This is a genomic window from Acidiplasma aeolicum (genome assembly GCF_001402945.1).
Taxonomy (GTDB): Archaea; Thermoplasmatota; Thermoplasmata; order Thermoplasmatales; family Thermoplasmataceae; genus Acidiplasma; species Acidiplasma aeolicum.
This window is the reverse complement of record NZ_LKBG01000235.1, coordinates 1-12,214: the sequence shown is the minus strand read 5'-3', so window position 1 is coordinate 12,214 and position 12,214 is coordinate 1. Positions and strand designations below refer to the sequence as shown.

Here is a 12,214-nt window from a genome sequence, read left to right as displayed (position 1 = left end):
ATTAAGGTATAAAATTATCATAAAAATAAAGTTGCTACTATTTTATATTAAAATTTATTATAAAATAATAAAAAATTTATTTTGCTCCGCCTGATGTTGTTTCCTCCTCTTCCTGTATGTACTGTGTGCCTGATTCTATTATGTCTGAAATTTCCTCGGTCTTATATCCAGAATGTACTGATAGCAGATAGAATATTATTGCAACAAGTATCACTATAATAAAGTCATATGGATACGGGAATGTGTTGGTCCCTCCATAATCAGCCTCGCCAAGGTATGACAGTGCGTCAAGTACAAGTATGTATAATGGTACCCAGTATCCTGCCTTTATATTCTCTTTTGTGAATACATTTACAACCTTTTTCGTTGCCAGCATAACCAGATAAACAGCTATGCCAAGGAATATTCCTATGGAAAGTATTCCAACCGTTGGCCAGCCAGACCAGTAAACTATAAGTGTTGCACCTATGAAGGCTATTGGTGCCAGAACCTTTGCATATGGTAATTTAAATGGCCTTTTAAGTTCATCTGCCTCCCTTCTAAATACCATCAGGGCCGATCCGCCCACTATGTATGTAAATGCTGTGGCACCTGTGATTAAACCAACAAGGGCATACCAGCTGGGGAAAGGTGCTAAAAATATTAACCCTATTATTACTGAAACTATAATTGGTATTATTGGCACCCTTGTTTTTTTGCTTACCCTTGATAATGCGGCCGGAAAGTATCCGTTTTCAGCAAGGCCAAATAATGTTCTTGTGGATGTGCCGGCGTAAACGTTTAATGTTCCTGCAGGTGAAACGTAAGCATCAGCATAAAGTATGTATGTAAGTATTACAAGTGCAAGTATTCCACTTGATTTTGCAAGGAATGCAAATGGTGCTGCAGATACGGCCTTGGCATATGCAGTCGGGTGATTGGCCACAAGTCCAAACCATCCACCGGCATTTGCCAGATCTGATGGGTTAACCGCACCTATAAATACGACCTGTAAAAGCACATATACAAGTATCCCTGTTAAAACTGAGAATACTGTGGCTATTGGTATTGACCTCTGTGGTGTTTTTGCCTCACCGCCATAGTCAAGGGCCTGCCTGAAACCAAGGAATGAGAAAACTATACCATCAGTTGAAACTGCCTCAAATATTAATGATGTGTTCCCTGTTGGTAAAAATCCACCCAGTGCAGGATTGGTGAAATTGGAGGAATGGAATACCAGAAATCCAAGCATAATTATGGTTACTGTTGGTATTATTAATTTCCACCATGTCATTCCTGTATTTGTCTTTCCCATTAATTTTACCCCTGCATAATTAAGACCAAAGAAACCAATTATCAATATTGCGGCAAGAACTATGCCAAGGCCACTTAATAATGTAACCGTTGCGGATGGATTAAGTGGGTTTGGGGCGCTGTATGCTAGGCTTGGTATATAGGAACTTGCATATGTTATTACTGCCTCAGCCTCTATGGTTGGAACTGATACTGCAGACAGAAAATAGGTCCATCCAAAGAACAAACCTGCAACCCCACCATGGGAATAATGGCCATACCTGCTAATTGCACCTGTACGCGGTATCATTGAACCAAGTTCCGCATAAACCAGTGCAATAAATAAGACAAGTATTCCACCTATCAGCCATGATAATGTTGCTGCAGGGCCTGTGGTACCCGCAGAGGCGGCGGCTGCAAACAACCATCCGGAACCTATAATACCACCAAGACTAAGGAAATACAAATCCCATGTATTTAAAGCTTTCCTTAATCTTTTATCCTGCTTCATACTATTTGCTATGACATTTTCTTCAGCTTTTGACTCAGCCATATGAGAACATATAGCATTTATATATAAATTTTTCTTAATGCATATCGATTATTTGACTAAATTTTTTAAAAATGAATAAAAATTATGCAATTAAAATAGATTACTATAAATACAAAATTCTGGTTTCTACCATTGTTAAAATTGATTATATTTATATTGATGTAACCAATTATGTATTTATATATGAATGATGAAGAGAATAATGATGAAAATATAACAAGGGTAATTACGCCGAATAAGAAAAAAGGGGAAATATACGGAATTGTTGAGAAACTTTCAGGGGCATCAAGATTAACAGTAATGTGTGAGGATGGGCTTTCAAGAAATTGCAGAATACCTGGAAAAATGAAGAAAAGGATGTGGATTCGTGAGGGAGATCTTGTTATTGTAAAACCCTGGGATTTCCAAAACGAAAAGGGGGACATAGTTTATAGATATACAAGAACACAGGCTGCATATTTAAGCAGAAATAGGATGCTTCCTGAAATAATAGATGTATTCAATGAGCGATAAATCTGCACTTGAACAGTTAATAGATAACGACGAGTTTTCTAACAGGTTAAACCTGGATAGAAAAACATACGGATTGGTATTTGATAGAAGAACATTAAATGCTGTATACTATCTTATTAAGAAATATTCAATAGATTATGTTGATTTCCCAATATCCAGTGGCAAGGAATCTTTAATATTTAAGGTAGTTGGCATGAATAAAAAATCATATGCATTAAAAATATACAAAATGTCAACATTAAAGTTTTCAAATACCATGGATTATATAAAAGGCGATTATAGATTTGAAAAAGAGCGAATAAACAGAACCAATTTAGTATATATATGGGCACAAAAGGAGTATACAAATTTAAAGGATATGAAAAAATCAGGGATAAAAGTGCCTATTCCATATGGCTATTATAAAAACGCACTACTTATATCATATATAGGTACAAGAACAGAACCTGCAAAGCAAATAAAAAATATAGAAACAGATTTTAATGCACTTTATGAAAAAATAAAAACATTCATGCGGAAAATGTATAAAGATGCGCATCTTGTGCACGCAGATTTAAGCGAGTATAACATTCTATTTTACAGAAACAATCCTTACATCATTGATGTTGGGCAGTCAGTATCTGTGAAGCACCCAATGGCCCTGGAATTTTTGAGAAGGGATATAAAGAATATAAATAACTTTTTTTCAAGGAAAAATGTTAAATGTGATGATGAATATTTATTTAATTACATAACAGGTGATGTTAATGATTGAGGCAGGGAGTATAAAAGTCCCTGAAAATAGAGTTGCCGTCATAATTGGCAAGAATGGTTCGGTAAGAAATCAAATAGAACAAATGGGAGATGTGAAAATATTTATAGACAGCGAAAATAATACTGTAACTGTATATCAAAAAAAGGACCCGCTTAAGGCACTTCTGGCATTTAATGTTGTTCAGGCCATAGCCCGCGGATTTAATCCAGAAAAGGCAATGATACTCTTTGAGGAAAATATGCAGTTCATGGTTATTTCAATAAAAGAGTTTACAAATGGAAATACAAAAAGGGCAACAGAACTTAAGGGGAGAATTATAGGCAGGGAGGGCAGAACCAGGGATATAATAGAAACCCTCACAGGAACCTATATTTCTGTAATGGGCAACACTGTTTCAATAATAGGTGATTACATATCAATTCAGTACAGCAGGGAAGCAATAAATATGCTCCTTCAGGGTAGAAAGCACAAAACTGTTTACTCATATCTTGAAAAAAATGCGGGTGAATTAAAATTCAGAAAGATGGAAGAATCATTTTAATTAAAATTATTAAAGTTTATATTCCTTGCTGAAATAATGTAACAAAGCGGGGTGGGGTAGTCAGGAGATCCCGACGGGCTCATAACCCGTAGATCAATGGTTCAAATCCATTCCCCGCTATTCTATTCCAGTTTTTTTGAGTCTATGTAATTTATTATTTCCTTTATATCTGATTCAATTCCAGTTGTGCATGTTTTTATTCCATGTTTTTTTAATGTATCATCCGTTACCTTTCCTATTGGATAAATTTTAATTTTTGGGTTCGGGCAAACTTTTAAAAAAATTTCTGCCTCTAGCGATGAGGTTAATACTATGCCATCACAGTTTTCCATCCCGCAGTAGGAAGCAATATTATTCTCAATTATTCTCAGTGAATATATAAAAAATTCGGAGAAATTATAATGGTTTTCTCTTAAGAAATTGTAAATTATTTTATTTGATGCCGTGCTTCTAAAGAGGCCTATATATTTGTCCCTGTAATTTTTTAAAAGATTAATAATACCATATGAATCCCTTTCTTCAGGAATAATGGGATTGAAACCTTTATTTCTTATTTCCGCTGCGGTGCTGTTACCAATGGCAATGAATACTGGATCAATCTTGAAATAGATCATATAATATTTAAAAAAAACATCCGCCCCAAAGGAGCTTGTTAATACCACCACATCTGGGGGCATCTTTTTTATCCTCTCAGCAGTACTATAATCAGGTAAAATTGGATGCATTTCAGTTAAGGGTATATTAATTACATCAATGTTTTTTGTATTATAATTAACAACCTTGTTCTCCGGGCGTGTCGTAATTATGAATTTACGCGTAACCATATTCTTTTAGCACCTCCCTGATTTCATTATATCCTATGTTATTGTTAATGTAAAAAAAATCCCTGTAATCAGAATTTCTTAATGAATAGAACCTCATAAATATCTTGCCATTCTTTGATAGGATTCCTGCCGGTATTGAGCACCCCAAATTTAAATTCCTGACTATATCCCTTTCTATTAAAAAATTATTATATGTTTCCCCATCGTTTATTTCCCTGATTATATCAGAAAATACAGAGTCCTTCTTTGATACAACTGCTATAATTCCCTGATTTGCAGCAGGCACAAATTTATCCTCACTTAGCATAAAATAATTCTCATTAAGTCCTAGGCGATCATAGGCGGCCTTTGCAATAATAATGCCATCATAATCACCGTTTCTGTACTTTTTAATCCTTGTATCTATATTGCCTCTTATGTCTTTTATTGATAAACAGCCCTTAACTGCCTGTATTTCCTTTATTCTCCGCATACTTGATGTTCCGATAACTGATCCACATGGCATGGATTCCAGCGGTAGTTTTGATATGAATATATCATGGTAATCATCTCTTCTTAGGACACCACTTATTTCAAGATTTGGGTCTATTATGGATGGTATATCCTTGGCGCTGTGAACCGCAATATCGATTTTACCATCAAGTATTAAATTGTTAAGCTCATCAACGAAAACACCTGTAGTTGAGCTTCTATAGAGCGGTGTATCTGTATTTAGGTCACCCTTTGATGTGTAACCAAAAATTTCAACATCATGCCCTAGAGCCTCAAGCTGATTTTTCACCATTTCAGCCTGAATCATTGCAAGTTTACTTTTTCTTGTGCCCAGTCTTATGTTCATTTATATCCCTTTTTTATATCTTACAATATAATTTACAATTACTGTATTATTAATCATAATGACAATCTGTTAACAAGATAAGGTAATGATTTTTCATACCTCTTGCTGTTTCCAAAATGTCCTCCATTAAATTCTTCAAAGATATGATTTACACCATATTTCTCCATTTTTTTATGCAGAACATTCATACCTATAAATAGGCTGTACTCATCCTTGATTCCAACGTCCAGATAAATCGCATCCAGCTTTTTTAACTCTGATATATAATTATCAACATTCTTGGATGGATCGAATTTTAGCCACCTCTGCCATACATCATTGTTAAATCCTCCAGTTTCCAGATCAAATGGTAGTTCAAGTTTTAAATCTGTATTTTCATTATATGAATAAAATGCCGACATTCCAATAATATTTAATGTTCTAATATCATTATCGGTTAAATCATCTTTTAAACTTACCTCTTTTATGTATTCATTAAGTTTTTTATTTCTTAATTCCTTAAATGCAATTGGCATATCTGGAATGTAAACATATTCAAAACAGCTGTCACCAAAATGATTCGCAAATCCGCTTATTATGTCAGGATGCCTCACAGCAAGTGTATATGCACCAAAACCACCTGATGATTTTCCAAAAAGTGCCACCTTCCCTGTGTGAAACATATCAGAAATCTGTGGTATAAGGTCATTAATTATAAAATCCTCGTAATTACCAACTGCAGGTGAATTTATATACTGATTTACATGATATTTTGTTGAAAAATTTGGGTTAATTATTATTGAATTTCCAAGCAAATTTTTTTTATATAGTGAGTTTAATATTTCTGCAAAACGGTTGTGTAGTTTAGGCGTGCCGTTTAACCCTGCAAGCTCTATTAAAAGTGGTGCGCCATCAACAATTTTATCCGGATAAAATACCAGAACATCTCTATCGATATCATCATTTAGGTAATTGCCCTTCAGTGAGTCTCCATGCACCGTAACCATTTTTTGATTAAGCAACATATTTTCAATATTACTAAAAAATATTAGAACTATGTGATTTCAATGTAATAGTATTTTATTTCAAATATAATACTGTTTTTAATGAAAGAATGGTGTATAAAAGTTGATAAAAACAGCGCTGGCAAAATTATAAAAAAATTAAGGTCTGTTAGTCTCATTTTAGAGGAATGCATTATAGATCATGATGGGCAGTTTGTTTATATACCAGTAAAGAAGGATACAGGCAATTGCATTAAGCACGATTTTAAATTAAAGAATACACCTGAGAATATTATAAGGTCAAACCTGGGTTTAAGGGTTAACAATACCCCTAAATTTATAAAACTTGGTGATTCAATTATTTTTAATAAAAATCAACGTGTGAATAAAAGAATTGCAGAGGTATACTGCAATGCATATCATGCAAAAAACGCCTATATTTTTACCGGTAAGATTAAGGGGAAAATGCGAATACCCTCAATTAAATTTTTATGCGGGAAGAATGAGGATACCATTATAGTTGAAAATGGTGTTAAATATGCATTAAACCCGGCAAAAGTAATGTTTTCACCTGGGAACATAAATATAAGAACAGAGATGGGCAAAATTGATTTTAAAGATAAAACTGTTATTGATATGTTCTGTGGCATTGGTTATTTTTCAATGCCTGTACTCAAATATGGCAATCCAAAGAGATTGATTGCATGTGATATTAATCCCGATTCAATAGAATATTTTAAGAGAAATCTAAAACTGAATCGTATTATTTATGAACCTGAAATATTTTTAGGTGATTCCCGGGCAAAATGTCCTGATGTGAGTGCCGATTATATAATAATGGGAAATTTTGAATCACCAAAATTTTTAGCGCAGGCTTTAATCCATAGCCATAGGGGCACTTTACTATCCATGCATTTTTTGGAAAGGAGAGGAAAAATAAAAAGGCCAGAAGAAATAATTAAAAATGCAAGAAGGCTAGGATATATAATATCCGTGAAAAATATAAAAATAGTTAAATCTGTTTCTCACGAACTTGTGCATGTTAATTCATTATTTCAGGTATATAATTGTTTATGATTTTTTATAATCTAAGCAGGTATAAATACAAATCATCACTTAAAGTTTTGATAGAATGAATTCTAATGAATATCTATACCGCTTCCGGCCATTAATGATATGTTAAAATTAAGAAATAATAACATAAAAGACTGAATAAATTTTTTTGTTAAACATTATGGCATATAGTTCATCAAAATCTATTTATATACTTATTAAATTCTATATATGGGCTTGGTGAACCAATGCTAAATATAGATATTTAAAAATGTTTAGCCAATATCTATTCATGGTCATTTAAGAAGCAACTTAAGCCTAACATATAAAATATAAAATAAATATAAGCTGGAGGAATGAATAATGGTTGATTCAGATATAGCACTTCCCGGAGACATCATAGCTAAAGAGGAGGAATACCTCCCCGGGAAGAACACAGAACCATACGATGGCAACATTGTTGCTACCAAGCTGGGGAGAATAGTTAGGGATGACAAAAACCTTACAATATCGGTTGTTGGCAGTAATAAAAAGACACCCATTGGCGTTGGAAGCATTGTGTATGGCAAGGTTATAAAAATAAATGGTAAGGACGCAATTATACAGCTTTACGCTATTAACGAGGGGGGGAAATTGCACCCAGTGGATCATGAGGCAAAATTAATGCTTCCTGTGCAGGGCAAATCCGGATATACACATATAATCTCCCTTGGAGACATAGTTAGGGCAAAGGTAACATCTGTTAAACCCATTTATGTTACAATTTTTAATACCGATCTTGGAGTTTTAAAAACAAGATGCCTGATATGCCGCAATGAACTTATATTGAAAAATAATGTGCTTTACTGTACCAACTGCCAGAGAATAGAAACAAGAAAGATAGCCAGTGATTATGGAAATATAAATATAAGTGGTGATAATTGTGAAAGAAGTTGAGAAGGTAAAAAATATGCAGGAGTTAACGAAAGAGGTCACTGACATGAGGAAGGAGCTTGAAAGCTTAAAGGAGGTCCTTAGCGGACTGATACAGGTTATGATGGATCATAATGATCAATTTAATGATGAAGATGAGTATAATTGAGGTGAAAAATTATGGCACTATTACCAATGAAAATGCTTGAGGAGAGTCTGAACAAAAAGGTATCGCTATTGCTAAAAGACAACAGAACACTTGAGGGTATTCTGACAGGTTATGATGAATACATGAACATGACACTGGACGACGCTGAAGAAAATGGAGAGACCCAGAGAAAAATTGGAAAGGTTGTTATCCGAGGCAGCAATGTTGTAAGGATAACAACAAAATAATTTTTTAAAAAGATTATATAATTTATTTTAATAGGTGTGCATGCCTAAAAAAATAGAGGATAATCATTATATTTTCGGATTTGCACATGCAGGATTTTACAAAGATATTAAATTTCCTGCACTTATTGAAACCACATCTGATGAATTTAAATCCAATTCAGATTACATTGAGGTTCTCGGGGAAAGAATAGACAAAAAAATATATTATCCTGCATTTCTTGAAAGATCTTCTGAAATAGTTACCGGCAATATAATAACAGTCATAAACGGAATAGAACTTCTTCAGAGGCCTTCGAAGTTTGCTGATTATATAATCAATTTAAGGGAGAAATATGGTTACAGCAAATTAATATACCTTCAGGGTGTGTCAGACCCATATTTAATACCTGTTTTGGTTTACATGGGAATTAATATTTTTGACGACATCTACATTAGAGTGGAGAGTCTTGATGGAATAAAATATTCAATGACAGGAAAGTCCAGGGTTGATTATGATCCTTTGAAAGATAACATTGTATTTGTTAAAAGTATGCTTGAATCATTATTTGATTCAATACGGGATGGAACATTAAGGGAGGTTGTTGAAAAAATTCAAATATCAAGTCTTGCCCTTGAATTGCTAAGGATAATGGACGAAAAATATTATAAAAATATGGAAAATATATTTCCCACGATAACACCATATATTAAGGCCAACAGTATTGAATCACTGACAAGGCCAGATATAGTTAGATACAGGAATAATATAGAAAATTATGAAAAACCTGCTGGTAGAAATATAGCATTAATATTGCCATGCTCTGCAAAAAAACCATACTCATTATCAAAAACCCATCAAAAAATCATACAGAAAATATCAAAATTTAGAAAATATTTGCACGAATTAATTGTAACCTCACCGGTTGGGCTTGTCCCAAGAGAACTTGAAAACAGTTATCCTGCAAGGTTTTATGATATACCTGTTATAGGTTTATGGTATGAGGATGAGAAATTAATGATGAAAAACCTATTAAAAAATTATCTTAAAAAAAATCAATATGATTACATAATTGGATATTACCCTGATGACCTTAATTTTATCTCAGACATTCTGCCAGAAAATTCAACTGTAATAAATGGAAGGGTAACAGATGATTCTAATCTCGATAGACTTTATATTGAACTGGAAAAAATAACAAAGACATCAGAAACAAGGGGAAATGTATTCAATGATTATATCTCTGTATTAAAATATCAGTTTGGTGGCTGGATATATGATTATGTTAAAAATCTTAAACTTGTCAATAATTTTCACCAGGATATGCTTGTAAACAACGGTAAGGTTTATTTTGTTTTTAATCAGCAGTCAGGTAAATTCACAATTACAAAAAATTCTGCACCATTTTTTTTAAATGCCAATAAGTTCATTGTAAGCATAGAAGATTTTAAACCCACATCATACGTTTATTCTATGGGGATAAATAATGCAACCGATGATATAAAACCATATGATGAGGTTGTCCTTGTTCATAACAATGAAATACGTGGTGTGGGAACGGCATTAATGCCATCAAGCGCCATGATTAATCTTAATGAGGGTATGGCAGTAAAGGTTAGAGGCTAAAAATTATAATATATTTTAATATAGACTGTCATGGATATACTCATTAAAAATGGTATAATAATAACACAGGACGACGAACGAAAAATATTCAAAGGAAATATAGCAATAAATGGAAATTTAATAACATATGTTGGAAAAGAAATGCCCAGTGGGAATTTCGATAGTATTATAGATGCAACAGATAAACTGGTTTTGCCGGGGTTTATTAATACCCATACACATGTAGCCATGACAGGATTTAAGGGGCTACTTGATGATATGGAACTTAATGAGTTTCTAAATAAAACATCGGAACTTGATTCAAAAAGGACAGACGATGGGATATTTAACTCATCATTGCTTGGAATATATGAAATGATTAATGGTGGCATAACCTCATTCCTTGATTTATATTACTCAGAGGACATCATAGAAAGTGCTGTTAAAAAAACAGGAATAAGGGCCTATCTTGCATGGGCAACACTCGACAGGGAATTTACAACGCAGAAGGGGGAACCTGTAAATAATGCAGAAAATTTTATTAAGCAAACCCACGCAGACACCGTAAAACCACTAATAGGCGTTCAGGGGATTTATGTATCATCTGATGAAAATTATTACCGCGTAAAGGACATATCAAAAAAATATGGGGTAAAAATTCATACACATCTTTCAGAAACCCGGCAGGAAGTTTATGATTTTGTTAAAAAAAATGGGGAAAGGCCTGTGGAGCATCTTTATAAAATAAACTTTCTTGACGATAATGTTATAGCAGCCCACACGGTTTGGGTAACATTAAATGAAATTAAAATGCTGGCAAAAAGTGGAACAAAGGTATCATGGAATGCAGTAAGCAATGCAAAGCTCGCATCCGGTGGTACAATGCCTGTACCTGAAATGATTGCCAATAATGTAAATATATCCCTTGGAACAGACAGTTCAGGAAGCAATAATTCATTGAATATGTTTGAGGAAATGAAATTTTCATCTCTGATGATTAATAATGATAGATGGAATGCAGACACTGTTAAATCCCAACAGATACTCGATATGGCTACCAGAAATGCTGGTAAGGCCCTTGGTGAAAATATAGGCATATTAAAGCCAGGATATCTTGCAGATTTAATAATAATCGATGGGCGTGCAGTTAATATGATCCCATCCAATGAAAATAACGCAATTAATAATATCATATTTTCTGCGACACCTGAAAATGTTAGGTTTGTCATTGTCAATGGCAGGATTTTAAAACATGATGGGAATATACCCGGATTTGATCCAGAAAAATTTGCAAGGCTTAATTATTTATAAATTTTTTATGGGCTTTAAATATAACAAAAATCAGTTTTTATATTCAAAAGTAAAATATAAAAATATATAAAGGCTTAAAATATTAACCTGTGATTAATTATGAGTTGGACTGAAGCTGAAGTACGTGAATTAAAAGTAGGAAGATACATGTTAATTGATGATTCACCCTGCAGAATAGTTGATATTACAATGTCTAAGCCAGGAAAGCATGGTGAGGCTAAAGGGCGAATTGTTGCAATTGGCGTTTTTGATGGACAAAAACACAGTGTAGTTTATCCGGTTAAGCATAAGGTAAAGGTTCCAATAATTGTCAAGAAGAACGCGCAGGTGCTATCGATAACAAATAATGAGGCACAGCTTATGGACACAGAAACATTCGAGACCTTTATTATACCGCTTGATCCTGAGGACATTGATAAGGTAAAACCAGGAATGGAGGTGCCATATTGGGAGGCAATGGGAAAGAGAAAAATCATGCTGCAGAATTGAGCAACCATTTTTCTCATCTTAAAATTGCAGATGCAATAGAAAATTACGAGGATTCAAAATATGTTATTTTTGGGGTTCCCTTTGATAATACATCAAGCTACAGACGTGGTTCTAGACTTGCACCGAATTCCATAAGAATTGCATATGATAACCTTGAATCGTTTGAGCCAAATTATGGTATAGATTTAACACA

The 12,214-nt window shown here is 33.7% G+C and carries 15 protein-coding genes and 1 tRNA gene; 12 read left to right on the top strand and 4 right to left on the bottom strand.

The window, feature by feature from the left end; genetic code table 11:
- Positions 1 to 76: 76 nt before the first annotated feature.
- Positions 77 to 1,825, bottom strand: coding sequence for an APC family permease (locus AOG54_RS06080; RefSeq protein WP_054964417.1), 1,749 nt, complete (start codon positions 1,823 to 1,825; stop codon positions 77 to 79).
- Between the two features lie 183 nt (positions 1,826 to 2,008).
- Here AOG54_RS06080 and eif1A point away from each other — a divergent pair, with 183 nt between their 5' ends.
- From eif1A to AOG54_RS06060, 4 genes are all read left to right on the top strand, one after another.
- The gene (gene eif1A / locus AOG54_RS06075; protein ID WP_048101847.1) at positions 2,009 to 2,338 is read left to right on the top strand and encodes a translation initiation factor eIF-1A; all 330 of its coding nucleotides are present in this window, start codon (positions 2,009 to 2,011) and stop codon (positions 2,336 to 2,338) included.
- Positions 2,328 to 3,092 (top strand): serine protein kinase RIO, encoded by a 765-nt coding sequence (locus tag AOG54_RS06070; protein WP_231563424.1) that lies wholly within the window; start codon positions 2,328 to 2,330, stop codon positions 3,090 to 3,092. Before eif1A ends, AOG54_RS06070 begins: the two co-directional genes overlap by 11 nt.
- The gene (locus AOG54_RS06065; RefSeq protein ID WP_048101730.1) at positions 3,085 to 3,633 is read left to right on the top strand and encodes a KH domain-containing protein; all 549 of its coding nucleotides are present in this window, start codon (positions 3,085 to 3,087) and stop codon (positions 3,631 to 3,633) included. Before AOG54_RS06070 ends, AOG54_RS06065 begins: the two co-directional genes overlap by 8 nt.
- A 45-nt stretch (positions 3,634 to 3,678) precedes the next feature.
- A tRNA-Met gene (locus tag AOG54_RS06060) sits at positions 3,679 to 3,753 on the top strand.
- A gap of 2 nt (positions 3,754 to 3,755) precedes the next feature.
- Here the strand turns inward: AOG54_RS06060 and AOG54_RS06055 are convergent.
- From AOG54_RS06055 to AOG54_RS06045, 3 genes are read right to left on the bottom strand one after another with little or no spacing between them, the layout of a single operon-like run.
- Positions 3,756 to 4,457, bottom strand: coding sequence for a uroporphyrinogen-III synthase (locus AOG54_RS06055; protein ID WP_048101729.1), 702 nt, complete (start codon positions 4,455 to 4,457; stop codon positions 3,756 to 3,758).
- Positions 4,444 to 5,295 carry a hydroxymethylbilane synthase gene (hemC, locus tag AOG54_RS06050; RefSeq protein ID WP_048101728.1) on the bottom strand — a complete coding sequence of 284 codons (852 nt, stop codon included), beginning with the start codon at positions 5,293 to 5,295 and terminating at the stop codon, positions 4,444 to 4,446. Before hemC ends, AOG54_RS06055 begins: the two co-directional genes overlap by 14 nt.
- A gap of 53 nt (positions 5,296 to 5,348) precedes the next feature.
- A complete protein-coding gene (locus tag AOG54_RS06045; protein WP_048101727.1) occupies positions 5,349 to 6,299 on the bottom strand; it encodes an alpha/beta hydrolase-fold protein in 951 nt (316 codons plus the stop codon).
- A gap of 81 nt (positions 6,300 to 6,380) precedes the next feature.
- Between AOG54_RS06045 and AOG54_RS06040 the strand changes: the two genes are divergently transcribed.
- From AOG54_RS06040 to AOG54_RS06010, 8 genes are all read left to right on the top strand, one after another.
- On the top strand, positions 6,381 to 7,355 hold the full coding sequence (locus tag AOG54_RS06040) for a class I SAM-dependent methyltransferase (protein ID WP_048101726.1): 975 nt from the start codon (positions 6,381 to 6,383) through the stop codon (positions 7,353 to 7,355).
- 339 nt (positions 7,356 to 7,694) lie between these two features.
- Positions 7,695 to 8,267 carry an exosome complex RNA-binding protein Csl4 gene (locus AOG54_RS06035; protein WP_048101725.1) on the top strand — a complete coding sequence of 191 codons (573 nt, stop codon included), beginning with the start codon at positions 7,695 to 7,697 and terminating at the stop codon, positions 8,265 to 8,267.
- Entirely contained in the window at positions 8,254 to 8,412 is a 159-nt protein-coding gene (locus tag AOG54_RS10060) for a hypothetical protein (protein ID WP_169749789.1), read from the top strand. The genes AOG54_RS06035 and AOG54_RS10060 overlap by 14 nt, the downstream gene beginning before the upstream one ends.
- Before the next feature lie 11 nt (positions 8,413 to 8,423).
- Complete coding sequence (locus AOG54_RS06030) at positions 8,424 to 8,639, top strand: LSM domain-containing protein (protein ID WP_048101724.1); 216 nt, start codon at positions 8,424 to 8,426, stop codon at positions 8,637 to 8,639.
- 40 nt (positions 8,640 to 8,679) lie between these two features.
- Positions 8,680 to 10,242 carry a DUF5591 domain-containing protein gene (locus AOG54_RS06025; RefSeq protein WP_048101723.1) on the top strand — a complete coding sequence of 521 codons (1,563 nt, stop codon included), beginning with the start codon at positions 8,680 to 8,682 and terminating at the stop codon, positions 10,240 to 10,242.
- Between the two features lie 30 nt (positions 10,243 to 10,272).
- Positions 10,273 to 11,532 (top strand): amidohydrolase family protein, encoded by a 1,260-nt coding sequence (locus tag AOG54_RS06020; RefSeq protein WP_048101722.1) that lies wholly within the window; start codon positions 10,273 to 10,275, stop codon positions 11,530 to 11,532.
- 99 nt (positions 11,533 to 11,631) lie between these two features.
- Positions 11,632 to 12,021 (top strand): translation initiation factor IF-5A, encoded by a 390-nt coding sequence (locus tag AOG54_RS06015; protein WP_048101721.1) that lies wholly within the window; start codon positions 11,632 to 11,634, stop codon positions 12,019 to 12,021.
- Positions 11,979 to 12,214 (top strand): arginase family protein (locus AOG54_RS06010; protein WP_201779327.1); only part of this gene is annotated, 236 nt, incomplete at its 3' end. The genes AOG54_RS06015 and AOG54_RS06010, both read left to right, overlap by 43 nt.

What these genes read in the sequence shown, in the direction of transcription:
- hemC (WP_048101728.1), bottom strand. Translation starts at nt 5,295, where the DNA reads ATGAACATAAGACTGGGCACAAGAAAAAGTAAACTTGCAATGATTCAG.
- AOG54_RS06035 (WP_048101725.1), top strand. Translation starts at nt 7,695, where the DNA reads ATGGTTGATTCAGATATAGCACTTCCCGGAGACATCATAGCTAAAGAG.
- AOG54_RS06020 (WP_048101722.1), top strand. Translation starts at nt 10,273, where the DNA reads ATGGATATACTCATTAAAAATGGTATAATAATAACACAGGACGACGAA.
- AOG54_RS06070 (WP_231563424.1), top strand. Translation starts at nt 2,328, where the DNA reads ATGAGCGATAAATCTGCACTTGAACAGTTAATAGATAACGACGAGTTT.
- AOG54_RS06025 (WP_048101723.1), top strand. Translation starts at nt 8,680, where the DNA reads ATGCCTAAAAAAATAGAGGATAATCATTATATTTTCGGATTTGCACAT.
- AOG54_RS06045 (WP_048101727.1), bottom strand. Translation starts at nt 6,299, where the DNA reads ATGTTGCTTAATCAAAAAATGGTTACGGTGCATGGAGACTCACTGAAG.
- AOG54_RS06040 (WP_048101726.1), top strand. Translation starts at nt 6,381, where the DNA reads ATGAAAGAATGGTGTATAAAAGTTGATAAAAACAGCGCTGGCAAAATT.
- AOG54_RS06015 (WP_048101721.1), top strand. Translation starts at nt 11,632, where the DNA reads ATGAGTTGGACTGAAGCTGAAGTACGTGAATTAAAAGTAGGAAGATAC.
- eif1A (WP_048101847.1), top strand. Translation starts at nt 2,009, where the DNA reads ATGAATGATGAAGAGAATAATGATGAAAATATAACAAGGGTAATTACG.
- AOG54_RS06080 (WP_054964417.1), bottom strand. Translation starts at nt 1,825, where the DNA reads ATGGCTGAGTCAAAAGCTGAAGAAAATGTCATAGCAAATAGTATGAAG.
- AOG54_RS06065 (WP_048101730.1), top strand. Translation starts at nt 3,085, where the DNA reads ATGATTGAGGCAGGGAGTATAAAAGTCCCTGAAAATAGAGTTGCCGTC.
- AOG54_RS06055 (WP_048101729.1), bottom strand. Translation starts at nt 4,457, where the DNA reads ATGGTTACGCGTAAATTCATAATTACGACACGCCCGGAGAACAAGGTT.
- AOG54_RS06030 (WP_048101724.1), top strand. Translation starts at nt 8,424, where the DNA reads ATGGCACTATTACCAATGAAAATGCTTGAGGAGAGTCTGAACAAAAAG.